This window comes from Enterobacter cloacae complex sp. SHL012 (assembly GCF_049237505.1).
Taxonomy (GTDB): domain Bacteria; phylum Pseudomonadota; class Gammaproteobacteria; order Enterobacterales; family Enterobacteriaceae; genus Enterobacter; species Enterobacter kobei.
This window is the reverse complement of record NZ_JBMKIZ010000003.1, coordinates 189754-214595: the sequence shown is the minus strand read 5'-3', so window position 1 is coordinate 214595 and position 24842 is coordinate 189754. Positions and strand designations below refer to the sequence as shown.

Sequence of the window (24842 nt, the reverse complement as noted above, 5' to 3'; positions counted from 1 at the left end):
CACGATGAGTACTTTTACGACCCCTGTCGTCACTTCCATGCAAATCATTCCGGTCGCGGGTCATGACAGCATGCTGATGAACCTGAGCGGGGCACATGCACCGTTCTTTACCCGCAATATTGTCATTATCAAAGACAATGCCGGCCATACCGGTGTGGGTGAAATTCCGGGCGGGGAGAAGATCCGTAAAACGCTGGAGGATGCCATTCCGCTGGTGGTGGGCAAAACGCTGGGTGAGTACAAAAATGTCCTCAACACCGTGCGCAACACCTTTGCCGACCGCGATGCGGGTGGCAGGGGGCTGCAAACCTTCGATCTGCGAACCACCATCCACGTGGTGACCGGGATTGAAGCCGCAATGCTGGATTTGCTGGGCCAGCACCTGGGCGTTAACGTTGCCTCGCTGCTGGGTGAGGGGCAGCAGCGTTCAGAAGTAGAAATGCTTGGCTATCTGTTCTTTGTCGGCAATCGCACACTGACGCCGCTGCCGTACCAAAGCCAGACGAAGGAAGCATGCGACTGGTACCGGCTGCGCCATGAAGAGGCGATGACCCCGGATGCGGTGGTGAGGCTGGCGGAAGCGGCATACGAAAAATATGGCTTCAATGATTTCAAACTGAAAGGCGGCGTGCTGGCGGGTGAAGAAGAGGCAGAGGCCATTTCCGCGCTGGCAAAACGCTTCCCACAGGCGCGCGTGACGCTTGATCCAAACGGTGCATGGTCGCTTGATGAAGCGATCAAAATAGGTAAACAGCTCAAAGGTGTGCTGGCGTATGCCGAGGATCCCTGCGGGGCCGAGCAAGGTTTCTCGGGCCGCGAAGTGATGGCGGAATTCCGTCGCGCCACGGGGCTGCCGACCGCGACCAATATGATTGCCACCGACTGGCGTCAGATGGGGCATACCCTGTCATTACAATCCGTCGATATTCCGCTGGCTGACCCGCACTTCTGGACGATGCAGGGCTCGGTCCGCGTGGCGCAGATGTGCCATGAGTTTGGCCTGACCTGGGGATCGCATTCTAATAACCACTTCGACGTGTCGCTGGCAATGTTCACCCACGTTGCCGCCGCCGCACCGGGCACCATTACCGCTATCGACACCCACTGGATCTGGCAGGAGGGGAATCAGCGTCTGACCAAAGCGCCGTTTGAGATAAAAGGTGGCATGGTGCAGGTGCCTTCAACGCCGGGATTGGGCATTGAGCTCGATATGGACCAGGTGATGAAAGCGCACGAGCTTTATCAGAAACACGGTCTGGGCGCGCGGGACGACGCGATGGCGATGCAGTATCTGATCCCCGACTGGACATTCGACAATAAACGTCCGTGCATGGTACGATAAACGCATTGGGACCGCTCCCATGAGCGGTTCTTTACGTGGTGTATGCTTAACGTAACGACTATGCGTAAGGATGGCTTATGAAAATTGTTATCGCACCGGACTCGTATAAGGAAAGTTTGAGTGCGCTTGAGGTTGCGACAGCGATAGAGCGCGGTTTTCGCGAGATCTTTCCCGAGGCGGTTTACGTCAAACTGCCGGTCGCGGATGGAGGAGAAGGCACCGTTGAGGCGATGATCGCGGCAACGCAGGGGCGAAGGGTACATGTCCCGGTGACCGGTCCCCTCGGCGAGCGGGTGGAAGGATTTTACGGGATTTCGGGTGACGAACAGAGCGCCTTTATTGAAATGGCGGCGGCAAGCGGTCTGGAACTGGTTGCGCCTTCGCAGCGCGATCCCCTGAAAACGACCTCCTGGGGCACAGGTGAACTTATCCGTCACGCGCTGGATGCGGGCGTTAAGCATATCATCATCGGTATCGGCGGCAGCGCCACCAATGACGGCGGGGCCGGGATGATGCAGGCGCTGGGGGCGAAGCTGCTCGACGCCAGTGAACAGCCGCTGGGGCAGGGCGGAGGCGAGCTGGGAAAACTCGCGCGTATCGACCTGAGCGGCCTGGACACTCGTCTGGCCGAGTGCCGGATTGAGGTCGCCTGCGACGTGACCAATCCTCTGGTTGGAAAGGATGGCGCGTCAGCCGTATTTGGCCCGCAAAAGGGGGCCACGCCTGAGATGATCATCACCCTGGACAATGCGCTTGCTCATTATGCGCGGATTATTGCCCGGGATCTGGATATGGATGTGCTAAACCTTGCTGGCGGTGGTGCGGCGGGGGGCATGGGCGCGGCGCTGTACGCTTTTTGCGGCGCACAGTTGCGCCAGGGCATTGAGATTGTAACCGATGCGCTGCACCTGGCCGACCAGGTGGCCGATGCAGATTTGGTTATCACCGGCGAAGGCCGCATCGACAGCCAGACGATCCACGGCAAAGTCCCGGTGGGGGTAGCGAAGGTCGCGAAACGCTTTAACAAACCCGTTATCGGGATTGCGGGCAGTCTGACGGCGGATGTTGGCGTGGTTCACGATCACGGCATTGATGCGGTGTTTAGCGTGATTTACACCATCTGCTCGCTGGAAGATGCGCTGGAAAATGCCAGCGCGAATGTACAGATGACCGCCAGAAATATCGCGGCGGTGCTGAAAGTGGGGCAGGGAATGTAGTTCTCCCTCTCCCCGTGGGAGAGGGCATCAGGCCGCACCCGCAATCGTAGGCCCGGTAAGGCGAAGCCGCCACCGGGCTTTTATCTCAGCTCCCCAATACCTTCATCGCTTCACGCGTCACGTTATCCATTTCATCCAGCAGCTCCAGAAACTCGGGTTCCAGCTCCGATTCTGGCGTACCTGCGCGCAGTTGCTGCTCCAGCAGCTGGCAGAGATTTTTAAGCCGCGGTACGCCGCTATAGCCGCAGCTGCCGTGAAGCTTGTGGATGGCTTCCAGCAGTTCATCCGGGTGTTCCCCCACAAGCTGTTCTTCAACCTTATTACGAATCTCCGGCAGAAACGCGACCAGCATTTGCAGCATCTCGCGGGCTAAATCGGGTTTACCTGCCGCCTGACGCAGCGCAAGCTGCCAGTCAAAGGTTGCGTTTTGATTGACGGTGACCTCAACCGGCTCGCTGGAAACCGTGTAGCTTCCGCCAATATGTCCCGGCTTATAGCGTAACAGCAGGTTATGAAGCTTCTCTTCGTCGATAGGTTTCGCCAGATAATCATTCATCCCGGCGCTCAGTAACTTCTCTTTCTGACCGGCCATCGCATGCGCGGTGACCGCAATCACCGGCGTTTGCTGCTGATGTGGCAGCTGGTGGATCAACTCACAGGCCCGAATGCCATCCATGCCCGGCATCTGAATATCCATCAGAATTAAATCGAACTGCATCTGTTTGGCTTGTTCAACGGCCTGCGTACCGCTGGTGCACAGCTCCACATGCTGAACCTGATCTTCCAGCAACACGCCAATGAGCTTCAGGTTTGCCGGGTTGTCATCAACTGCCATCACGCTCATCGGCAGTTTTTGCTCATCGTTAATCAGCGGAAGGGCATGCTGGCTAAGACGGCAATACTCCGTGAGGGCGGGCAGCAGGCGGGTGGCGGTGAGGGGTTTAAGCAGACACGCAGCTGCCCCGTCGTTTTTCAACTCCTCCGCGTTTATCTGAGCGTGACAGGGCAGCGCCAGCAGCAGATAGTCGGTCATCGACGCGGCTTTCGCCAGCCGCTCCTGCTGCATGGTCAGTTCGCCGGTGAACGTCACCGGAATACCCATCAGCAGAATGTCGTAGTGCTCAACGGCAAGCGCCGAAAAGGTAGGGCTGTAGACTACCTCCAGAGGTGTGGTGCTTAAAATATCCAGCGTGCACTGCGCGGCCGCCGCGTTAGGCTCGACGTAGGCCAGACGCTTACCGTTCAGGCAGCTTGTCACCGGACCGTCGGTCAACGCGTTCGGGTTGAGATCCAGGTTAATGTGGAACCAGAAGGTTGAACCGCGGTTTGGCTGGCTGTGGAAAGAGATATCGCCGCCCATCTCGTTTACCAGCCTCTGCGTAATCACCAGCCCCAGACCGGTACCGCCATGACGACGGGAGATACTGGCATCCGCCTGGCGGAACGCCTGGAACAGACGCGACTGATCGCGCTCGGGAATACCAATCCCGGTATCGCGGATCTGAACCTCAATCTGTACCTTGTTGTTACTGAGCGCGCGTTTTTCTACCAGAATGTCGATGTTGCCGCTTTCGGTGAATTTAATGGCGTTGCCAACAAGATTGGTAATGACCTGCTGAAGGCGCAGAGGATCGCCGATGACGTTATCCGGCACGTCGTTTTTGATGTTAAGCGTCAGTTCAAGGCCTTTGTCGTGTGACGAGTGGGCGAGCAGCGTGACCACTTCATCGAGCGTACCGCGCAGCGGGAACGGTATGCTCTCCAGAATAAGCTTGCCCGCCTCCAGCTTGGAGAAGTCCAGCACGTCGTTAATGATCGCCAGCAGGTTGTTGGCCGAACGTTCAATGGTGTGCAGATGATCGCGCTGCGTCGGGTTAAGCTCGCTTTTCAGCGTCAGGCGGGTAAAGCCGATCACCCCATTGAGCGGTGTACGCAGCTCGTGCGACATATTGGCAAGGAATTCAGATTTAATCCGCGCCGCTTCCTGGGCGCGCTTTTTCGCCAGATCCAGCTCAACGTTCTGGATCTCCATCTGCTCCAGCGTTTCGCGCAGGTCAGACGTCGCCTGGTCAACGTTATGTTGCATCTCTTCGTGATAGGCCGCCAGCGACATGGCCATCGAGTTGATGCCGTTTTTCAGCATATCCAGCTCGCCCAGCATAAAACCTTCTACGCGGCTGTCGAGCTGTCCCCGGCGGATGCGGTCAACAGTATTGACCATATTGCGGATGGGGCCCGTTACGTCGCGCATCAGGCGCCAGCCGAAGATCAGTGCAATACCAATACAGAACAGCATCATCACGCCAGAGATAAAAATCTCTTTGTACTGCTGTAGCCGGACTGATTTGAGATCCAGCTCCAGCGCCACGTATCCCAGCATGTTATTGCTGGATTTGGCGTCAGATTGCGCAGACTCGTCGGGGGAATAACTTTCCGACACGATCGGCGTGCGCAGGATCATGATATCGCCGCGCCGCAGTACGGTGAGATGGCGCGGGAAAGGTGTACCGTCCGGGATTTTCAGGGCCGCCGGATCGAGATGAAAATTCGAGGTGACAAACAGGCGGTTATGTTCGTCGTAAACGGAAATGGCGCGTACGATGTCCGAGTGGCGTCGGTGAAGCACGCTGATTAACTGCCCAATGGATTCGCGGTTTTGCAGGTTCATCCCGTACTCGCTTGAGACGGCGAGCGGTTCGATGATGCTGGCGCCTGCATCCTCCAGCTGTCGCTGCAAATCGTTATAGCGGTGCACCACAAAGAAGATACTCAGCAGCAAACCGATGAGAACGGTGGGGGCGAGGATCAAAATCATCATGCGCGCGCGCAGGCTGTAGTTGGTCATGGCGTTCCGTTATGGGACAATTAAGATAATTATGTTTATGTGAGAAAAATCTCGGCGATGGCGCAATTCTACTCTGCAAAACGACGCGTGACGACGCGTCAAATCATTACTGTTGAAGCCACAGACCTTGACCCGTTTGGTCAGGGAGTGGCTCATCACAATGGTAAGACTCTGTTTATAACAGGTTTGCTGCCAACAGAACGAGCAGAAATTACGCTGACGGAGGACAAACGCCAGTACGCGCGCGGACAGGTGAAGCGTCGCCTCAACGATAGCCCGGCGCGCGTTGCGCCACGCTGTCCGCATTTTGGCGTTTGCGGAGGCTGCCAGCAACAGCATGCGAGCACAGAATTACAGCAAAAAAGCAAAAGCCGCGCCCTGGCGCGTCTGCTGAAGCACGACGTGAACGAAGTTATTGCCGATGAGCCCTGGGGCTACCGTCGCCGCGCGCGTCTGAGTCTGAGCTATCAGCCCAAAACGGCGCGGCTGGAGATGGGTTTTCGCAAAGCGGCCTCCAGCGATATTGTTGATGTGAAGCAGTGCCCTGTTTTGGTGCCCCATCTTGAGGCATTGCTTCCGCACGTGCGCACTTGCCTCTCAGGACTGGACGGCGTTCGCCATCTTGGGCATGTCGAACTGGTCATGGCCAATAATGGCCCGCTGATGGTGTTGCGCCACACCGCGCCATTATCGAAAAAAGATCGCGAAAAACTGGAACGCTTTTCGCATTCCCACGACCTGGCGCTTTTCCTTGCTCCACAAAGCGAGATACTTGAACAGGTTACCGGTGATGCGCCCTGGTATGCGTCAAACGGGCTACGCTTAACGTTTAGCCCGCGGGATTTCATTCAGGTAAATGATGGCGTAAACCAGCAGATGGTTGAGAAAGCGCTGGCGTGGCTTGATATACAGCCCACCGATCGGGTGCTCGATCTGTTCTGCGGCATGGGCAACTTCACGCTGCCGCTGGCGCGAAAAGCAGCAAGCGTCGTTGGCGTGGAAGGCGTTGAAGCGCTGGTGGCTAAAGGGCAGGAGAACGCACAACAGAACGGCTTGCAAAATGTGACATTCTTTCATCAAAATCTTGAGGAAGATGTGACGCAACAGCCGTGGGCACAGCAGGGATTTGACAAAATCCTGCTCGACCCGGCGCGCGCCGGTGCCCCGGGCGTCATGGCGCATGTGATTAAACTTGCCCCGAAGCGTGTGGTCTATGTTTCCTGTAACCCGGCAACGCTTGCCCGTGACAGTGAGGCATTAATCAGCGCGGGTTACCAAATTCAGCGTCTGGCAATGCTGGACATGTTCCCGCACACTGGGCATCTGGAATCGATGGTGTTGTTCGAGCACATCTAATTTGTTTGGCTTGTCGACTTCGACAGGCCCTGGTCCCTAAAGGAGAGGACAATGGTTGCGGTAAGAAGTGCACATCTCAATAAAGCTGGGGAGTTTGACCCACAAAAATGGATCGCAAGTCTGGGAATTTCCAGCCAGCAGTCGTGTGAACGCTTAACCGAAACCTGGGCCTACTGTCTTCGCACCACACAGGGTCATCCGGATGCCGATCTCCTCTTGTGGCGCGGCGTGGAGATGGTTGAAATCTTATCCATGCTGAACATGGATATTGAAACGCTGCAGGCCGCGCTGCTGTTTCCTCTCGCCGATGCGAACGTCGTGACGGAAGACGTGCTGCGTGAGAGCGTCGGAAAATCCGTCGTCGCGCTGATCCACGGCGTGCGCGATATGGCGGCTATCCGCCAGCTTAAAGCCGCGCACACCGATTCCGTCTCCTCTGAGCAGGTCGATAACGTCCGCCGGATGCTGCTGGCCATGGTGGATGATTTCCGCTGTGTGGTCATCAAACTGGCCGAGCGTATTGCCCACCTGCGTGAGGTGAAGGATGCGCCGGAAGACGAGCGCGTGCTGGCCGCCAAAGAGTGTACAAACATCTATGCGCCGCTGGCGAACCGGCTAGGTATCGGTCAGCTCAAATGGGAGCTGGAAGATTACTGCTTCCGTTATCTGCACCCGGCGGAATATAAGCGCATTGCCAAACTTCTGCATGAACGCCGCATCGACCGCGAGCACTATATCGAGGAGTTCGTCGGCGGCTTGCGCCAGGCGATGAAAGAAGAGAACGTGCGCGCCGAAGTCTACGGGCGACCTAAGCACATCTACAGCATCTGGCGCAAAATGCAGAAGAAACACCTCGCCTTTGACGAGCTGTTTGACGTGCGTGCCGTGCGTATCGTGGCGGAACGTCTGCAGGACTGCTACGCCGCGCTGGGGATCGTCCACACTCACTTCCGCCATCTGCCGGATGAGTTTGATGACTATGTGGCTAACCCTAAACCTAACGGTTATCAGTCCATTCACACCGTGGTGCTTGGCCCTGGCGGCAAAACGGTCGAAATTCAGATCCGCACCAAACAGATGCACGAAGATGCCGAGCTGGGCGTTGCCGCGCACTGGAAATACAAAGAGGGAACGTCGGGCGGGGCGCGTTCTGGTCACGAGGATCGCATCGCCTGGCTGCGCAAGCTGATTGCGTGGCAGGAAGAGATGGCCGACTCGGGCGAAATGCTCGACGAAGTCCGCAGCCAGGTCTTTGATGACCGGGTCTACGTCTTTACCCCGAAAGGGGATGTGGTCGACCTGCCAGCCGGTTCAACGCCGCTTGATTTTGCCTACCACATCCACAGTGACGTGGGGCACCGCTGTATCGGGGCGAAAATCGGCGGGCGCATCGTCCCGTTCACTTACCAGTTGCAGATGGGCGATCAGATTGAAATCATCACCCAGAAGCAGCCTAACCCGAGCCGGGACTGGCTTAATCCGAACCTGGGGTACGTCACCACCAGCCGCGGACGCTCAAAAATTCACGCCTGGTTCCGCAAGCAGGATCGAGACAAAAATATCCTTGCCGGTCGTCAGATCCTTGACGACGAACTGGAACATATCGGGATCAGCCTGAAAGAGGCCGAGAAATTCCTGCTGCCGCGCTACAACTTCAACGAGCTTGACGAACTGTTAGCGGCAATTGGCGGCGGCGATATTCGTCTCAATCAGATGGTTAACTTCCTGCAGGCGCAGTTCAATAAGCCAAGCGCGGAAGAGCAGGACGCGGCGGCGCTGAAGCAGCTGCAGCAGAAAACCTACGCCCCGCAGCAGCGCAGTAAAGATAATGGCCGCGTAGTGGTCGAGGGAGTGGGCAATCTGATGCACCACATTGCCCGCTGCTGTCAGCCAATTCCGGGCGACGACATCGTCGGCTTTATCACCCAGGGGCGCGGGATCTCGATCCACCGTTCCGACTGTGACCAGCTTGCCGAGCTGCAGTCCCATGCGCCGGAGCGCATCGTGGAAGCGGTCTGGGGGGAGAGCTACTCCGCCGGGTACTCGCTGGTGGTGCGTGTTACCGCCAATGACCGCAGCGGCCTGCTGCGCGATATCACCACCATTCTCGCCAACGAGAAGGTCAACGTGCTGGGTGTTGCCAGCCGCAGCGATACCCGCGAGCAGCTTGCCACCATCGACATGACCATCGAAATCTACAACCTGCAGGTGCTGGGTCGCGTGCTCGGCAAACTGAACCAGGTGCCGGATGTGATTGACGCGCGTCGTCTGCACGGCGGGTAAATACACTCTTCTGTAGGCCGGGTAAGGCTTTGCCGCCACCCGGCTTGTTTTTTAATGGAAAACACTATGACTCAAATCGACCGCCTGCTCGGCATCATGAAACGCCTGCGCGATCCGGAAAACGGCTGCCCGTGGGACAAAGAGCAGACTTTCTCCACCATCGCCCCGTACACGCTTGAAGAGACCTACGAGGTGCTGGACGCCATTTCTCGCGAGGATTTTGACGACCTGCGTGGTGAACTCGGCGACCTGCTGTTCCAGGTGGTGTTCTACGCCCAGATGGCGCAGGAAGAAGGGCGCTTTAACTTTGATGATATCTGCGCCGCTATCAGCGACAAGCTTGAGCGCCGTCACCCGCATATCTTTGGCGATGCCACCGCAGGCAACAGCGCGGAAGTACTGGCCCGCTGGGAGCAGATAAAAAGCGCCGAGCGTGCTGAAAAATCCCAGCATTCGGCGCTGGACGATATTCCTCTGAGTCTGCCTGCGCTGATGCGCGCGCATAAAATTCAAAAGCGTTGTTCCGCCGTCGGTTTTGACTGGGACTCTCTGGGGCCGGTGCTGGATAAAGTGCATGAAGAGATCGACGAGGTTATGCACGAAGCACAGCAGGCGGTGGTGGATGAAGCAAAGCTTGAGGAAGAGATGGGCGATCTGTTGTTTGCGACCGTCAACCTTTCGCGCCATTTAGGTGTAAAAGCGGAAACCGCATTGCAAAAAGCCAATCTGAAATTCGAACGTCGTTTTCGTGAAGTGGAGCGGATTGTCGCCTCGCGCGGCCTGGAAATGACCGGAATTGACCTCCAGGCGATGGAAGAAGTCTGGCAGGAAGTAAAACGCCAGGAATCTGATCTCTAACGGAATTTTGCGATCAAGCGCAATTTGTGTGATTTTTTAAATGACAAGCGCTTGATTTGCGTCAAAAACATTTACCCAAAAGGGGCTATTTTCTCACTCCTTATGTTTGTCATGGCCTGGAATGGAGACGGAGAATGAAAGTTTGTGGCGCTCGCCGTGTTCGGGTATACTACTTTCCCGTCCTGGTTATTCCATCGTTTCACCCTAACTTCTCAGGTTCAGCATGACAACGAACTATATTTTTGTGACCGGCGGGGTCGTATCCTCTCTGGGTAAAGGCATTGCCGCAGCCTCCCTCGCAGCCATTCTTGAAGCCCGTGGCCTCAATGTGACCATGATGAAACTGGATCCGTACATCAACGTCGATCCTGGCACCATGAGCCCAACCCAACACGGGGAAGTGTTCGTTACTGAAGACGGCGCTGAAACCGATCTGGATCTTGGCCACTACGAGCGTTTCATTCGTACCAAAATGACCCGTCGTAACAACTTTACGACTGGCCGCATCTACTCCGACGTTCTGCGTAAAGAGCGCCGCGGTGACTACCTGGGCGCGACCGTTCAGGTTATCCCACACATCACTAACGCCATCAAAGAGCGTGTCCTTGCCGGTGGCGAAGGGCATGACGTTGTGCTGGTTGAAATCGGCGGTACCGTAGGGGATATCGAATCCCTGCCGTTCCTCGAAGCGATTCGTCAGCTGGCGGTAGATATTGGTCGTGAGCATGCGCTGTTCATGCACCTGACGCTGGTGCCTTACATGGCGGCTGCAGGTGAAGTGAAAACCAAACCGACTCAGCACTCTGTTAAAGAGCTGCTCTCCATCGGTATTCAGCCTGACATCCTGGTTTGCCGTTCCGATCGCGCTATCCCGGCGAACGAACGTGCGAAAATTGCATTGTTCTGTAACGTGCCTGAAAAAGCCGTTATTTCAATGAAAGATGTCGATTCCATTTATAAAATCCCGGGCCTGTTGAAATCGCAGGGCCTGGACGATTATATTTGTAAACGATTCAGCTTGAACTGTCCGGAAGCTAACCTGTCTGAATGGGAACAGGTTATCTATGAAGAAGCCAATCCGGCGGGCGAAGTGACTATCGGTATGGTCGGCAAGTACATTGAACTGCCGGATGCCTATAAGTCAGTTATCGAAGCGCTGAAACACGGTGGTCTGAAGAACCGCGTCTCCGTGAACATCAAGCTGATTGATTCGCAGGATGTTGAAACGCGTGGCGTGGAAATTCTGAAAGATCTGGATGCGATTCTCATCCCTGGCGGCTTTGGCTACCGCGGTGTTGAAGGCAAGATCGCCACTGCACGCTATGCGCGTGAAAACAATATTCCTTACCTCGGCATCTGCCTGGGTATGCAGGTTGCGCTGATCGAATTTGCGCGCAACGTAGCGGGAATGGAAAACGCGAACTCTACGGAATTTGTGCCAGACTGTAAGTACCCTGTAGTGGCGCTGATTACGGAATGGCGCGACGAAGACGGTAACGTCGAAGTCCGTACCGAGAAGAGCGATCTGGGTGGCACAATGCGTCTTGGCGCACAGGCCTGCCAGCTGTCCGACGATAGCGTGGTTCGCAAGCTGTATGGCGAATCGGTCATCACCGAGCGCCATCGTCACCGCTATGAAGTCAACAACATGCTGTTGAAACAAATTGAAGCTGCGGGCCTGCGTGTTGCGGGCCGCTCCGGGGATGATCAGTTAGTCGAGATCATTGAAGTGCCAAACCATCCATGGTTTGTTGCCTGCCAGTTCCACCCGGAATTTACTTCAACGCCGCGTGACGGGCATCCGCTGTTTGCAGGCTTCGTGAAAGCCGCCAGCGAGTACCAGAAGCGTCAGGCGAAGTAAAAAAAGTTAGAACGGCAACGCGTACCTTTGGTACGCGTTGTTTGTCTGGAGTTTTAGTTTAACTTGTACTGAGGAAAATCTAATGTCCAAAATCGTTAAAGTCATCGGTCGTGAAATCATCGACTCCCGTGGTAACCCGACCGTTGAAGCTGAAGTTCATCTGGAAGGTGGTTTCGTCGGTATGGCAGCTGCTCCATCAGGTGCTTCTACGGGTTCCCGCGAAGCGCTGGAACTGCGCGATGGCGACAAATCCCGTTTCATGGGCAAAGGCGTACTGAAAGCGGTTGGCGCTGTAAACGGTCCTATTGCTCAGGCCATCATTGGCAAAGACGCTAAAGACCAGGCTGGCATCGACAAGATCATGATCGATCTGGACGGTACTGAAAACAAATCTAACTTCGGTGCGAACGCAATCCTGGCGGTTTCCCTGGCGAACGCCAAAGCAGCAGCGGCTGCTAAAGGTATGCCACTGTTCGAGCACATCGCTGAACTGAACGGCACCCCAGGCAAATACTCCATGCCTGTACCAATGATGAACATCATCAACGGTGGTGAGCACGCAGACAACAACGTTGATATTCAGGAATTCATGATTCAGCCAGTTGGCGCGAAATCCCTGAAAGAAGCGGTACGTATGGGTTCTGAAGTGTTCCACAACCTGGCTAAAGTTCTGAAAGCTAAAGGTATGAACACGGCTGTAGGTGACGAAGGTGGCTATGCGCCAAACCTGGGTTCTAACGCAGAAGCTCTGGCTGTTATCGCAGAAGCAGTAAAAGCTGCTGGCTACGAGCTGGGCAAAGACATCACCCTGGCGATGGACTGTGCAGCATCTGAATTCTACAAAGACGGTAAATACGTTCTGGCTGGCGAAGGCAACAAAGCGTTCACCTCCGAAGAGTTCACTCACTTCCTGGAAGACCTGACCAAACAGTACCCAATCGTCTCTATCGAAGACGGTCTGGACGAGTCTGACTGGGATGGTTTCGCATACCAGACCAAAGTACTGGGCGACAAAATCCAGCTGGTTGGTGACGATCTGTTCGTAACCAACACCAAGATCCTGAAAGAAGGCATCGAGAAAGGCATCGTTAACTCCATCCTGATCAAATTCAACCAGATCGGTTCTCTGACCGAAACCCTGGCCGCGATCAAAATGGCGAAAGACGCTGGCTACACCGCTGTCATCTCTCACCGTTCTGGTGAAACTGAAGATGCAACCATTGCTGACCTGGCAGTGGGTACCGCTGCAGGCCAGATCAAAACCGGTTCTATGAGCCGTTCTGACCGTGTTGCTAAATACAACCAGCTGATTCGTATCGAAGAAGCGCTGGGTGAAAAAGCACCATACAACGGTCGTAAAGAGATCAAAGGCCAGGCATAATTGCTTAAGCCTTAAATGAAAATGCCAGTCGAAAGACTGGCATTTTTTTTGGCTATTTAAAATCGACCGCCATTTGCTCCGGGATGGTCAATCCCCGGGTGGTCTGGACGCAGCGGGCGATATAATCCGTAAAACGCGGGGGTTTCGGCATTCCCATGCTGAGCAGCTTATCGTTGCTGAAGCGCACGTTCAGCGTGGCAAAGGCGCCGTATAAGCGCATCGCTCTCAGCATCAGGCGTTCGTTGCATGGACCAAAAATCGTTTTCAGCTCGCGGCGCATTCTGACCAGCGTTTCGTAGCTGACCTGCGCATATTTATCACCGACGGGCGCTTTCTCCAGCGCCTGCGCCATCGCCTGATCGATGTCTGCAAAGCGAACGCTGTTTTCTTCCCCGGCAGAAATATGCACCACCTCACCCGGACGAGCGTTGCTGCCGAGCAGCATTAACAGCGCGTCGGCGCAATAATCCACCGGCACTACGTCGATCCGGTCTTCCATTGAACACATAAACTTTTGCAGCATCAGGCCCATACTGAAGACCCAGAAGATGCTGCTCGACGGCGTGCAGCCGTGACGGGTATGGCCGACGACGATGGAGGGGCGGGCGATAAGCAGCGGCAGGTCCGGGCACTCCTGACGCATCAGCTTTTCAATGGTTGACTTCGAATAAGTGTATTCCACCAGATGTTCAGCATTTTCTCTAAATTCAGCACTTTCCGCGACCAGTGAATCCTGCTCCGGGGTGCATGACATTGCGGTGCCTACGTGCAGAAAACGCTGCAGTCCAGTGACCTGTTCCATGCGGCGTGCCAGCGCAAGGGTACCGTCGACGTTTACCTTCCAGATAAGCGGGTTGTTTCCAAATGAGGCGACAGCTGCGCAGTTAACCACATGCGTGACCTGGTTCAGTCGCGGATCGTTCAGAAAGGCCTCCGGCTGGCTGAGGTCGCCAATGAGAATATTCTCCACGCTCAGGGAAGCCAGTTTCTCCTCAGAAACGTTGAACTTACGCATGTTCTCCTGCACGCGCTCCAGCCCGCTTTGCGGATCGCCGGCGCGGGCAAGCAAAAGGAGTTTCACGGATTGATCGCTCGTCAGGATTTTTTCAAGTACTGCACCGCCCAGGAAACCGGTCACGCCTGTAATCAATAACATCTTCATTAATACCGTCTCATTATGATTGATGAGGCGGATTGTAGGCGCGCAAAAGTAAACGGCATTTAAATAATAAATCGCCGAAACAGGCTGCGTCTTAAGCTTATTTTAAGGAAAGGAAATCAGGTGGAGATATTGGACATTGCGGAAAGGTGAAAAATTCAATTTATAAATAATTATATTTCAACTTTATGATTTGTATGTATTTTTATGATTCAGGGTTAGGGTGGTTACAGCATTGAAAATGTAATAAATAAAATATTTTGTTACACCAAACATTTATCTGGAAAATAAATTAAATTTTGCTTAAGGGAAATTGAGTAACGTAAAAAGCAGGCTAGTTTATGTAGCCTGCGTAATATTTTCAGAGCAGCAAAGGAAGCGTAGCGCTGGCTGTTTGCTGGCTAACATCCGCGTAATGGTTGTCCAGCGCAATAAGAGAGGTGGTCAGCAATTCGACCAGCAGCATGACACCCACCTTTGCATTGAGCGCGCCAGCGCTAAGCGGGCCTTCTGGCTTGGCGGCTACCAGTTGCATATCACTCAGGGAAGCCAGCGGGCTACGTGGCGTGTTGCTGAGCGCCAGAACCTTTACGCCGCGCTTGCGGGCCAGTTTCACCACATGAAGTAAATCCCGCGTAGAACCGGAACTGGAGATAGCCACGACCAGCGTTTCAGCCGAGAGCGTTGCCGCATTCATGGCTGCGCGGTGCATGTCGCTAAATAACTGTGCGGGTTTACCCAGCCTTAATAACTTGTAATGCAGATACTCACCGAGGATTGCGCTGGCCGCGACGCCATAGATCTGCACGGATTGCGCCTGATGCAGTGCCAGTGCGGCTTTTTCAAGCAGCGCCCGGTCCAGGAGCCTGGCGGTATCCTGCAGAGCCAGGATTGACTCATCCACCACGTTATCAATTTCATCCCCGGCCTCTCGCGCGGGCTGGCCCTGCTGAATATCCAGCGCCAGCGCCATTTTGAATTCGTTATAGCCCTTGCAGCCCAGCGTCCGGCAAAGACGCGTCACGCTGGCCTCGCTGGTGTGACTCTCGCGCGCCAGTTCCGTGATCGTCAGGTAGAGCACTCGGGCGGGATCGCTGAGGACAAACTCGCCGAGTTTTTGTTGTGTTGGGCTGTACCCGGAAGCCTCCTGGCGGAGCTTCAGCAGCAGATTTTCATGGTCCGACATGCCAGGTCCTTAATGCGTTTCTCTGTGACTAGTGTGACGGAAAGCAGGGGAAAGATGCCAGTCATTTTGAAAAAGTATGATCGGTCTCCTGGTTTTTGATGATAATTTTCACTATTAAATATTTATATGGTAAAAATTTTCATCAATAAATGAGGGGATGAAAAAATGATGCAAATGTTCAGTGGAGCCTCTTCGGGGGGATGGTTTGAAAAAGCGCAGCGCTTCGGCAAATCGTTTATGTTGCCCATCGCCGTGTTGCCTGCGGCGGGTCTGCTGCTTGGGATAGGCGGCGCGTTGTCGAATCCCAATACGCTAACGGCCTATCCGTTTTTAGATGTGGGCTGGCTGCAGGCGGTTTTCACCATCATGAGCAGTGCAGGTTCCATCGTATTTGCGAACCTCTCGGTGCTGTTTGCGGTTGGGGTGGCCGTTGGGCTGGCAAAAAGTGATAAAGGCACGGCAGGGCTGGCGGCGTTACTGGCGTTTCTGGTGATGAACGCCACCATCAACGCGCTGCTGATCCTCACCGGCAAACTGGCGCAGGAAAACCCGGGGGCCGTGGGGCAGGGGATGACGCTGGGGATTCAGACGCTGGAAACGGGTGTATTTGGCGGCGTAGTGATTGGTCTCGTGACCTGCGCGTTGCATCACCGGTTTAATAAAATTGCCCTTCCGCAGTTCCTGGGCTTCTTTGGCGGCTCGCGCTTTGTCCCGATTATCAGCTCGCTGGCGGCGATACTCGTCGGCGCGCTGATGACCGTGGTCTGGCCGCATTTCCAGAAACTGATCTTTGGTCTGGGCGGGCTGGTAGACGCCACTGGTTATCTGGGCACCCTGCTGTACGGCTTCATTTTACGCATGCTGGGCCCGTTCGGGTTGCACCACATCTTCTATCTTCCGTTCTGGACCACGGCCCTTGGCGGCAGCGAGATCGTCAATGGTCATCTGGTGGAGGGTACGCAGCGTATCTTCTTTGCCCAGCTGGCTGACCCGACGACGCGTCAGTTTTATGAAGGCACGTCGCGCTTCATGTCCGGGCGCTTTATTACGATGATGTTTGGCCTGCTCGGCGCGTGTCTGGCGATGTACCACACGGCAAAACCCGAGAACAAAAAGCGCGTTGCCGGGCTGCTGCTCTCTGCGACGTTAACCTCTTTCCTGACGGGCATTACCGAGCCCATCGAGTTCTCCTTCCTGTTTATTGCGCCGGTGCTTTACGTCATCCATGCGCTGTTTGACGGGCTGGCGTTCATGCTTGCACACATGCTGCATATCACCATCGGGCAAACCTTCTCCGGCGGTTTTATCGACTTCGTCCTGTTCGGTATTTTGCAGGGGGAGGCCAAAACCAACTGGATGTTCGTTCCGCTGGTCGGCGTGCCGTGGTTCTTCCTTTACTACTTCACCTTCCGCTACCTGATTAACCGTTTTGATTTCGCCACGCCGGGCCGTGAAAAGACGGCGATGGTTGATGAAGTGAGTCTGCCGCAAAGCGAGCGTGCTGCGGCGGTGATCGCCGGATTAGGTGGAAAAGACAATCTGGACGAGGTGGACTGCTGCGCCACGCGCCTTCGCGTCACGGTCAAAGACGGCAGCAAGGTGGATGACGCGGCGCTGAAAGCGACCGGCGCGCGCGGCGTTATCGTGCGCGGTAACGGGGTTCAGGTCATTTATGGCCCGCACGTCACCATTATCAAAAACGAAGTGGAAGAGATTTTATCGTAATGAAAACTGTACTGGATAACCTGAAGGGAAAACTGGTCGTCTCCTGTCAGGCGCTGGAGAATGAACCGCTGCATAGCCCGTTTATTATGTCGCGGATGGCGCTGGCGGCGGCGCAGGGCGGGGCCGCTGCCATTCGTGCCAACAGCGTGGTGGATATCGAGGCCATTAAGCAGCAGGTCTCTTTGCCTGTCATCGGCATCATCAAACGGGATTACCCGGAAAGCGAAGTGTTTATCACCGCCACGATGAAAGAGGTGGATGAGCTCATGGCCGTCGCTCCGGAAATCATAGCCCTTGATGCCACGGCCAGGGAGCGTCCCGGTGGGGAATCCCTGGAAACGCTGGTCATGCGCATCCGCTCGCGCTACCCCTCGGTACTGCTGATGGCGGATATTTCCACCGTGGACGAAGCCGTGACGGCGCAGGCGCTGGGCTTTGACTGCGTCGGCACGACGCTTTACGGCTATACGGCGGAAACGGCAGGCCATTCGCTTCCGGAGAACGACTGCGCGTTCCTGAAGGCCGTGCTGGCTGCCGTGACGGTTCCCGTGGTTGCCGAAGGGAACGTGGATACGCCTGAACGCGCGGCCCGGTGCCTGGCGCTGGGTGCGCACACGGTCGTCGTCGGCGGCGCGATCACCCGTCCACAGCAAATTACCGAACGGTTTATGGCGGCGATTAGCGCGCAAAGCACCGATGGAGCATGACCATCCGGCGGGGATCTGCGATACTTATCGTTTATCCCCTTAACTGAGATGACTATGCAGTACCCGATTAACGAGATGTTCCAGACCCTGCAAGGCGAGGGTTACTTTACCGGTGTTCCCGCTATCTTTATTCGTTTACAGGGATGCCCGGTTGGCTGTGCCTGGTGTGATACCAAACATACGTGGGATAAGCTCGCAGATCGGGAAGTGTCGCTGTTTAGCATTCTGGCGAAAACCAAAGAGAGCGATAAGTGGGGCGCGGGCAGTTCAGAAGATCTGCTGGCGATTATTGGTCGTCAGGGCTGGACGGCGCGCCATGTGGTGATCACCGGCGGTGAACCCTGTATCCACGATCTGACCCCGCTGACCGAGCTGCTCGAAAAGAACGGCTACAGCTGCCAGATTGAAACCAGTGGCACCCACGAAGTGCGCTGCTCTCACTCTACCTGGGTGACGGTTTCGCCAAAAGTGAATATGCGCGGCGGATATGACGTGCTCTCTCAGGCGCTGGAACGCGCGGATGAGATTAAGCACCCGGTAGGGCGCGTGCGCGATATCGAAGCGCTGGACGAACTGCTGGCGACGCTGACGGATGAAAAGCAGCGGGTGATTGCCCTGCAGCCTATCAGCCAGAAAGAAGATGCGACGCGTCTGTGTATTGAAACCTGCATCGCGCGTAACTGGCGCCTGTCGATGCAGACGCACAAGTACCTGAATATAGCCTAAAAAAAAGCCCGGTTTTGCCGGGCTATTTTTTTACTCTCCGCGATACACGCAGCCTGCCGTGCAGGTCTCTTTGATCATCACCGCGCTCAGCAGTGGTACCAGCGGCTTCATCTGATCCCAAATCCATTTTGCCAGCACTTCGCTGGTCGGGTTTTCAAGGCCCGGGATCTCATTCAGATAGTAGTGATCCAGACGGTCGTAGGTCGGTTTAAACGCGGCCTTCAGTTCGGCAAAATCCATGATCCAACCGGTATGCGGATCAACTTCACCGGTGATCTCAAGACGCACCATAAACGAATGCCCGTGCAGACGGCCACATTTATGCCCTTCAGGAACATGCGGAAGGTGGTGGGCGGCTTCGAAGGTGAAATCTTTAAACAGTGTGGTGGACATGATCGCTCTCAGTAATGCGGAAAAAACCGCCGCATAGTACCGGAAAGCACAATTTTTAGCATTAACTAAAACGGCTCTGAAGGCGCAGCCATGGTGGTAAGGTGTTTTTTTGGTTTTTAACTATTTATTTTCAATGAGTTAGTTAACCTGTTTTATCGCTAAGAACGATAGCTAAAACAGGTTAGTCCATTTGGTTATTTATTATTTCCATCCCTTCTTTAATTGTTATTATCCTCGCCGTTAACCTTATCTTCAGTTTGGATTTATTCGCTTAAAGTCCGCTTGGCTACTGGAACATAACGACGCATGACAACACAGGCCCCACCATCAAATTTGCTTCCCCTGAACCCGGAGCAACTGGCGCGCCTTCAGGCTGCCACCTCTGATTTTTCTCCCACTCAGCTTGCCTGGGTCTCCGGTTATTTCTGGGGAATGCTCAATCAGCAGCCTAGCGCTGTCGCGGGCGCACCGGCAACGGCTGTGGAAATTCCCGCTATTACGCTGATTTCCGCCTCGCAGACGGGCAACGCCCGCCGCGTGGCCGAAGCGTTGCGTGACGACCTGCTGGCCGCCAAACTGAACGTGAACCTGGTCAACGCCGGCGATTATAAATTTAAGCAAATCGCGTCAGAAAAGCTGCTGGTGGTGGTCGCCTCTACCCAGGGCGAAGGTGAACCCGCTGAAGAAGCGGTAGCGCTGCATAAGTTTCTGTTCTCGAAAAAAGCCCCAAAACTGGATGGCACGGCGTTTGCCGTGTTTGGTCTGGGCGATACCTCCTATGAATTCTTCTGTCAGTCCGGTAAAGACTTCGACAGTAAGCTGGCGGAGCTCGGCGCAGAGCGCCTGCTGGACCGCGTCGACGCGGATGTGGAATACCAGACTGCCGCCGCCGAATGGCGTGCGCGCATCGTTGAGGTGCTGAAAGCGCGCGTGCCGAAAGAGACGCCGGCGCAGGCCGCATTGACCGCCGCGGGCGTCGTCAACGATATCCATACCAGCCCTTACACGAAAGAAGCACCGCTGGCGGCAAGCCTGTCGGTGAACCAGAAAATCACTGGCCGCGACTCGGAAAAAGACGTGCGTCATATCGAAATCGATCTCGGTGACTCTGGCCTGCGTTATCAGCCTGGCGATGCGCTGGGCGTCTGGTATCAGAACGATCCGGCGCTGGTGAAAGAGCTGGTTGAGCTGCTGTGGCTGAAAGGTGATGAGCCTGTCACCGTTGACGGCAAAACCCAGTCGCTTTCTGATGCGCTGCAGTGGCATTTCGAACTGACGGTCAACACTCCGAACATCGTCGAAAATTACGCCACCTTAACGCGCAGTGAATCGCTGCTGCCGCTGGTGGGCGACAAAGCGAAACTGCAGCATTACGCCGCGACGACCCCGATTGTCGATATGGTGCGTTTCTCTCCGGCGCAGCTGGATGCCGATGCAGTGGTCGGGCTGCTGCGTCCATTGACCCCGCGCCTCTACTCCATCGCCTCTTCTCAGGCAGAGGTGGAGAGCGAAGTGCATATCACCGTGGGCGTGGTGCGTTATGACATCGAAGGCCGCGCCCGTGCGGGTGGGGCATCAAGTTTCCTGGCGGACCGCGTGGAAGAAGAGGGCGAAGTGCGCGTCTTTATCGAGCACAACGACAACTTCCGTCTGCCGGCAAACCCGGAAACCCCGGTGATCATGATTGGTCCAGGCACCGGTATTGCGCCGTTTCGCGCCTTTATGCAACAACGTGCGGCGGACGACGCGCCAGGCAAAAACTGGCTGTTCTTCGGCAACCCGCACTTTACCGAAGATTTCCTCTACCAGGTTGAGTGGCAGCGTTACGTCAAAGAGGGCGTGCTGACCCGCATCGATCTGGCCTGGTCCCGCGACCAGAAAGAAAAAGTCTACGTACAAGACAAACTGCGCGAACAGGGCGCAGAGCTGTGGCGCTGGATCAATGACGGTGCCCACATTTATGTCTGCGGCGACGCCAATCGCATGGCGAAAGACGTTGAGCAGGCACTGCTGGAAGTGATTGCCGAATTCGGCGGTATGGATGCCGAAACGGCGGATGAATTTTTAAGTGAGCTGCGCGTTGAGCGCCGTTATCAGCGAGATGTCTACTAATGAGCGAAAAACATCCAGGGCCACTGGTGGTCGAAGGTAAACTGACAGACGCCGAGCGCATGAAGCTGGAAAGCAACTACCTGCGCGGCACCATTGCTGAAGATTTGAATGACGGTCTCACCGGCGGTTTTAAAGGTGACAACTTCCTGCTGATCCGTTTCCACGGTATGTACCAGCAGGACGACCGCGATATTCGCGCTGAGCGTGCCGAACAGAAGCTGGAGCCGCGTCATGCGATGCTGCTGCGCTGCCGTCTGCCGGGTGGGGTCATCACCACCAAACAGTGGCAGGCGATTGATAAATTCGCTGGCGAAAACACGATCTACGGCAGCATCCGCCTGACCAACCGTCAGACCTTCCAGTTCCACGGTATTCTGAAGAAGAACGTGAAGCCGGTGCACCAGATGCTCCACTCCGTTGGGCTGGACGCACTGGCCACCGCCAACGACATGAACCGTAACGTGCTTTGCACGTCGAACCCGTACGAGTCTGAGCTGCATGCCGAAGCGTATGAGTGGGCGAAGAAGATCTCTGAGCATCTGCTGCCGCGCACCCGCGCCTATGCAGAGATTTGGCTCGATCAGGAGAAAGTCGCGACCACCGATGAAGAACCGATTCTCGGCCAGACCTATCTGCCGCGTAAGTTCAAAACCACGGTCGTGATCCCGCCGCAGAACGATATTGACCTGCACGCCAACGACATGAACTTTGTGGCGATTGCCGAAAACGGCAAGCTGGTCGGCTTTAACCTGCTGGTGGGCGGGGGCCTGTCCATTGAGCACGGTAACAAGAAAACCTACGCCCGCACCGCGAGCGAGTTTGGCTTCCTGCCGCTGGAGCACACGCTGGCGGTGGCGGAAGCCGTGGTCACGACCCAGCGCGACTGGGGTAACCGTACCGACCGTAAAAACGCGAAAACCAAATATACCCTCGAGCGCGTGGGAGTGGAGACGTTCAAAGCGGAAGTGGAGCGTCGCGCGGGGATCAAATTTGAGCCAGTCCGTCCTTACGAATTCACCGGTCGCGGCGATCGTATTGGCTGGGTGAAAGGTATCGACAATAAATGGCATCTGACGCTGTTTATCGAAAATGGTCGAATTCTGGATTATCCGGGCCGTCCGCTGAAAACCGGTCTGCTGGAGATTGCGAAGATCCACAAAGGCGAGTTCCGCATTACCGCTAACCAGAACCTGATCATTGCCGGCGTGCCGGAGAGCCAGAAGGCGAAGATCGAGACGCTGGCGCGCGATCATGGGTTGATGGATGCGGTCAAACCGCAGCGTGAAAACTCCATGGCCTGCGTGTCGTTCCCGACCTGTCCGCTGGCGATGGCCGAAGCGGAACGTTTCCTGCCGTCATTTACTGACAAAGTGGAAGCGATTCTGGAAAAACACGGCATTCCGGACGAGCATATTGTTATGCGAGTGACCGGCTGCCCGAACGGCTGCGGTCGCGCGATGCTGGCCGAGCTGGGGCTGGTGGGGAAAGCGCCGGGTCGCTATAACCTGCATCTGGGCGGTAACCGTATCGGCACACGTATTCCACGTATGTTCCGCGAGAACATCACCGAGCCGGAAATCCTTGATTCCATCGACGAGCTTGTCGGGCGCTGGGCGAAAGAGCGCGAAGCGGGTGAAGGCTTCGGCGACTTTACGGTGCGTGCGGGCATCATTCGCCCGGTGCTCGATCCCGCAAGGGATTTCTGGGAGTAACCACGAGAGGTAATTATGTCCGTACTCGATCTAAACGCCCTTAACGAACTGCCAAAAGTCGAACGCATTCTGGCACTGGCAGAAACCAACGCCCAACTGGAAAAGCTCGATGCCGAAGGGCGCGTGGCCTGGGCGCTGGAAAACCTGCCGGGAGACTATGTACTTTCGTCGAGTTTTGGTATTCAGGCGGCCGTGAGTTTGCATCTGGTGAATCAGATCCGTCCGGACATTCCGGTGATCCTCACCGACACCGGCTACCTGTTCCCGGAAACCTACCAGTTTATTGACGAGCTGACGGACAAGCTCAGGCTGAACCTGAAAGTCTACCGCGCGACGGAAAGCGCGGCCTGGCAGGAGGCACGCTACGGCAAGCTGTGGGAGCAGGGCGTTGAGGGCATTGAGAAATACAATGAGATCAACAAAGTCGAGCCGATGAACCGGGCGCTGAAAGAGCTTAACGCGCAGACGTGGTTTGCAGGGTTGCGCCGTGAGCAATCCGGCAGTCGTGCCACGCTGCCGGTGCTGGCGGTCCAGCGCGGAGTCTTTAAGGTGCTGCCGATTATCGACTGGGATAACCGGACGGTGTACCAGTACCTGCAAAAACACGGGCTGAAGTACCATCCGCTGTGGGACCAGGGCTACCTGTCAGTTGGAGACACCCACACCACGCGCAAATGGGAACCGGGAATGGCGGAAGAAGAGACGCGATTCTTTGGGCTGAAGCGCGAGTGCGGGTTGCACGAAGGGTAATTCCTTAACCGCCCTCTCCCTGTGGGAGAGGGTTGGGGTGAGGGCATCAGGCCGCGCTATACTTAAAAACCTCAGCCTTTCCCCGCCTTCGCCAGCTCCTTCACCAGCGGCAGCATCACTTTCACCACGTCCCGGCTGCGGTGTTCAATGCGCTGCGGCAGGGCGCTATCAATATGCTGCTGATTATCCAGCATCACGTTATGCCAGCTTGTCCCGTCCGGGAAGGCTTTCGATTTTCCCCGTTGCTGGTAGCCATCTTTTTTCCCCAGCGCCCAGTTGGTTGCTTCCACGTACAGGACCGGAATGCCCGCTTTATCGAACACTTCGCCGTCGTTGCAGCAGCCCGTTCCTCGCGGATAATTTGGATTGCCGCCCGGGTTGCTGGCGGCATACACCCCGTGGCTGCGGGCAATGGCGAGCGCCCGGTCACGCGTCAGTTTACGCACGCTTCCCGGCGTACTCTGCCCGCTGTTGAAATACAGTTTATCGCCGACAATCAGGTTATCGAGGTTAATTACCAGCAGCGTATTTTTCTTCTCTTCAGCGCTCATGCGTTTAAGGAGATTCTCAGCGCCGAGCTTACCCTCCTCTTCACCGCTGGTGGCAACGAAACGAATGCCATATTGCGTCGGAATGTTCTTCATTCGCTCGGCCAGTTCGAGCATCACGCCAAGACCCGCTGCGTTATCGTCAATGCCCTGCAGCGTCAGCCCGCCGAGGTTGTTATCGGTGTCGGCATCGCTGAGCGGTGCGTAAGTATCGAGATGCGCCATGATAATAATCTGTTCCGCCGCGCGACCTTCGTGAGCTGCAATAACCGTACTGCCGGTCACGTTGTGCCAGTTTTGTGTTTTATTGCGCGAGGTATAGATATAGCGGCTGTGAAACGACCGGATATCGCTCTGGTAACCCATATCAGCAAATTGCTGGCGAATATAGTCAGCGGAGAGCATTTCCGCAGGTGAGCCGGTCATCCGGCCAGGGAAAACGGTGGCAATATGCCGCGCCTGCTGAGTGGCGATTTCACCATAGGGTTGATTTCTTGCCTGAGCCGGAAGAATAAAGCAAACGCCTAGCGCCAGGGCAGCAACACAGTGGCGCGTTGCGGAAAACATAGTGAGTCCTTAAAAACAGAGCAAAATTTTAACTGGCCTAGTATGAAACTGTGATCGCCCATACACAATTTGAATTGCTCTTAAATGCCCGAAAATTCGGGTGTTAAGCACTTT

At 55.6% G+C, this 24842-nt stretch carries 18 protein-coding genes; 13 read left to right on the top strand and 5 right to left on the bottom strand.

Features of this window, described 5'->3' with window-relative positions:
- Positions 1-4 precede the first annotated feature (4 nt).
- A complete protein-coding gene (gene gudD / locus ACOTY9_RS12170; protein ID WP_023331201.1) occupies positions 5-1342 on the top strand; it encodes a glucarate dehydratase in 1338 nt (445 codons plus the stop codon).
- A 77-nt stretch (positions 1343-1419) separates the two neighbouring features.
- Positions 1420-2559: a glycerate kinase gene (locus tag ACOTY9_RS12165; protein ID WP_014885051.1), complete on the top strand. Its 1140-nt coding sequence runs from the start codon at positions 1420-1422 to the stop codon at positions 2557-2559.
- Between the two features lie 85 nt (positions 2560-2644).
- Here the strand turns inward: ACOTY9_RS12165 and barA are convergent, their stop codons facing one another.
- Positions 2645-5404 (bottom strand): two-component sensor histidine kinase BarA, encoded by a 2760-nt coding sequence (gene barA / locus ACOTY9_RS12160; RefSeq protein WP_045134132.1) that lies wholly within the window; start codon positions 5402-5404, stop codon positions 2645-2647.
- Between the two features lie 57 nt (positions 5405-5461).
- On the opposite strand from barA, the gene rlmD reads away from it, so the two are divergent.
- The 5 genes from rlmD to eno all read left to right on the top strand — a co-directional run bounded on the left by rlmD (position 5462) and on the right by eno (position 13143).
- Positions 5462-6760 (top strand): 23S rRNA (uracil(1939)-C(5))-methyltransferase RlmD, encoded by a 1299-nt coding sequence (rlmD, locus tag ACOTY9_RS12155; protein ID WP_045269133.1) that lies wholly within the window; start codon positions 5462-5464, stop codon positions 6758-6760.
- Positions 6761-6811: 51 nt separating this feature from the next.
- Positions 6812-9043 carry a GTP diphosphokinase gene (gene relA, locus ACOTY9_RS12150; protein WP_014885048.1) on the top strand — a complete coding sequence of 744 codons (2232 nt, stop codon included), beginning with the start codon at positions 6812-6814 and terminating at the stop codon, positions 9041-9043.
- Between the two features lie 66 nt (positions 9044-9109).
- Complete coding sequence (gene mazG, locus ACOTY9_RS12145; protein ID WP_014885047.1) at positions 9110-9901, top strand: nucleoside triphosphate pyrophosphohydrolase; 792 nt, start codon at positions 9110-9112, stop codon at positions 9899-9901.
- Positions 9902-10124: 223 nt separating this feature from the next.
- Positions 10125-11762 carry a glutamine hydrolyzing CTP synthase gene (pyrG, locus tag ACOTY9_RS12140; RefSeq protein WP_014885046.1) on the top strand — a complete coding sequence of 546 codons (1638 nt, stop codon included), beginning with the start codon at positions 10125-10127 and terminating at the stop codon, positions 11760-11762.
- An 82-nt stretch (positions 11763-11844) separates the two neighbouring features.
- Positions 11845-13143, top strand: coding sequence for a phosphopyruvate hydratase (eno, locus tag ACOTY9_RS12135; protein ID WP_014885045.1), 1299 nt, complete (start codon positions 11845-11847; stop codon positions 13141-13143).
- A 52-nt stretch (positions 13144-13195) separates the two neighbouring features.
- On the opposite strand, the gene ACOTY9_RS12130 is transcribed toward eno, so the two are convergent.
- Positions 13196-14305 (bottom strand): SDR family oxidoreductase, encoded by a 1110-nt coding sequence (locus ACOTY9_RS12130; RefSeq protein ID WP_023331198.1) that lies wholly within the window; start codon positions 14303-14305, stop codon positions 13196-13198.
- A 358-nt stretch (positions 14306-14663) separates the two neighbouring features.
- Positions 14664-15488 carry a MurR/RpiR family transcriptional regulator gene (locus tag ACOTY9_RS12125; protein ID WP_348565883.1) on the bottom strand — a complete coding sequence of 275 codons (825 nt, stop codon included), beginning with the start codon at positions 15486-15488 and terminating at the stop codon, positions 14664-14666.
- 165 nt (positions 15489-15653) lie between these two features.
- Here ACOTY9_RS12125 and ACOTY9_RS12120 point away from each other — a divergent pair, with 165 nt between their 5' ends.
- From ACOTY9_RS12120 to queE, 3 genes are read left to right on the top strand one after another with little or no spacing between them, the layout of a single operon-like run.
- Positions 15654-17213 carry a maltose/glucose-specific PTS transporter subunit IIC gene (locus tag ACOTY9_RS12120; RefSeq protein ID WP_348565882.1) on the top strand — a complete coding sequence of 520 codons (1560 nt, stop codon included), beginning with the start codon at positions 15654-15656 and terminating at the stop codon, positions 17211-17213.
- Positions 17213-17920 (top strand): N-acetylmannosamine-6-phosphate 2-epimerase, encoded by a 708-nt coding sequence (locus ACOTY9_RS12115; RefSeq protein ID WP_087530238.1) that lies wholly within the window; start codon positions 17213-17215, stop codon positions 17918-17920. The genes ACOTY9_RS12120 and ACOTY9_RS12115 overlap by 1 nt, the downstream gene beginning before the upstream one ends.
- A gap of 54 nt (positions 17921-17974) precedes the next feature.
- A complete protein-coding gene (gene queE, locus ACOTY9_RS12110) occupies positions 17975-18646 on the top strand; it encodes a 7-carboxy-7-deazaguanine synthase QueE (protein ID WP_014885040.1) in 672 nt (223 codons plus the stop codon).
- Positions 18647-18676: 30 nt separating this feature from the next.
- On the opposite strand, the gene queD is transcribed toward queE, so the two are convergent.
- Positions 18677-19039 (bottom strand): 6-carboxytetrahydropterin synthase QueD, encoded by a 363-nt coding sequence (queD, locus tag ACOTY9_RS12105; protein WP_014885039.1) that lies wholly within the window; start codon positions 19037-19039, stop codon positions 18677-18679.
- A 306-nt stretch (positions 19040-19345) separates the two neighbouring features.
- Here queD and cysJ point away from each other — a divergent pair, with 306 nt between their 5' ends.
- Genes cysJ through cysH form a run of 3 tightly spaced genes read left to right on the top strand, consistent with a single transcriptional unit; the run spans position 19346 to position 23613 of the window.
- Complete coding sequence (gene cysJ / locus ACOTY9_RS12100; protein WP_348565881.1) at positions 19346-21151, top strand: NADPH-dependent assimilatory sulfite reductase flavoprotein subunit; 1806 nt, start codon at positions 19346-19348, stop codon at positions 21149-21151.
- Entirely contained in the window at positions 21151-22863 is a 1713-nt protein-coding gene (gene cysI, locus ACOTY9_RS12095) for an assimilatory sulfite reductase (NADPH) hemoprotein subunit (RefSeq protein ID WP_014885037.1), read from the top strand. Before cysJ ends, cysI begins: the two co-directional genes overlap by 1 nt.
- Before the next feature lie 15 nt (positions 22864-22878).
- On the top strand, positions 22879-23613 hold the full coding sequence (cysH, locus tag ACOTY9_RS12090) for a phosphoadenosine phosphosulfate reductase (protein ID WP_014885036.1): 735 nt from the start codon (positions 22879-22881) through the stop codon (positions 23611-23613).
- 71 nt (positions 23614-23684) lie between these two features.
- Here cysH and ACOTY9_RS12085 read toward each other — a convergent pair whose 3' ends face one another.
- The gene (locus ACOTY9_RS12085; RefSeq protein WP_348565880.1) at positions 23685-24728 is read right to left on the bottom strand and encodes an aminopeptidase; all 1044 of its coding nucleotides are present in this window, start codon (positions 24726-24728) and stop codon (positions 23685-23687) included.
- Positions 24729-24842: the final 114 nt, after the last annotated feature.

Coding starts and splice junctions, on each gene's coding strand:
- mazG (WP_014885047.1), top strand. CDS start 9,110: ATGACTCAAATCGACCGCCTGCTCGGCATCATGAAACGCCTGCGCGAT.
- ACOTY9_RS12115 (WP_087530238.1), top strand. CDS start 17,213: ATGAAAACTGTACTGGATAACCTGAAGGGAAAACTGGTCGTCTCCTGT.
- cysH (WP_014885036.1), top strand. CDS start 22,879: ATGTCCGTACTCGATCTAAACGCCCTTAACGAACTGCCAAAAGTCGAA.
- relA (WP_014885048.1), top strand. CDS start 6,812: ATGGTTGCGGTAAGAAGTGCACATCTCAATAAAGCTGGGGAGTTTGAC.
- queE (WP_014885040.1), top strand. CDS start 17,975: ATGCAGTACCCGATTAACGAGATGTTCCAGACCCTGCAAGGCGAGGGT.
- eno (WP_014885045.1), top strand. CDS start 11,845: ATGTCCAAAATCGTTAAAGTCATCGGTCGTGAAATCATCGACTCCCGT.
- queD (WP_014885039.1), bottom strand. CDS start 19,039: ATGTCCACCACACTGTTTAAAGATTTCACCTTCGAAGCCGCCCACCAC.
- ACOTY9_RS12085 (WP_348565880.1), bottom strand. CDS start 24,728: ATGTTTTCCGCAACGCGCCACTGTGTTGCTGCCCTGGCGCTAGGCGTT.
- ACOTY9_RS12165 (WP_014885051.1), top strand. CDS start 1,420: ATGAAAATTGTTATCGCACCGGACTCGTATAAGGAAAGTTTGAGTGCG.
- ACOTY9_RS12130 (WP_023331198.1), bottom strand. CDS start 14,305: ATGAAGATGTTATTGATTACAGGCGTGACCGGTTTCCTGGGCGGTGCA.
- rlmD (WP_045269133.1), top strand. CDS start 5,462: ATGGCGCAATTCTACTCTGCAAAACGACGCGTGACGACGCGTCAAATC.
- ACOTY9_RS12125 (WP_348565883.1), bottom strand. CDS start 15,488: ATGTCGGACCATGAAAATCTGCTGCTGAAGCTCCGCCAGGAGGCTTCC.
- cysJ (WP_348565881.1), top strand. CDS start 19,346: ATGACAACACAGGCCCCACCATCAAATTTGCTTCCCCTGAACCCGGAG.
- gudD (WP_023331201.1), top strand. CDS start 5: ATGAGTACTTTTACGACCCCTGTCGTCACTTCCATGCAAATCATTCCG.
- pyrG (WP_014885046.1), top strand. CDS start 10,125: ATGACAACGAACTATATTTTTGTGACCGGCGGGGTCGTATCCTCTCTG.
- cysI (WP_014885037.1), top strand. CDS start 21,151: ATGAGCGAAAAACATCCAGGGCCACTGGTGGTCGAAGGTAAACTGACA.
- barA (WP_045134132.1), bottom strand. CDS start 5,404: ATGACCAACTACAGCCTGCGCGCGCGCATGATGATTTTGATCCTCGCC.
- ACOTY9_RS12120 (WP_348565882.1), top strand. CDS start 15,654: ATGATGCAAATGTTCAGTGGAGCCTCTTCGGGGGGATGGTTTGAAAAA.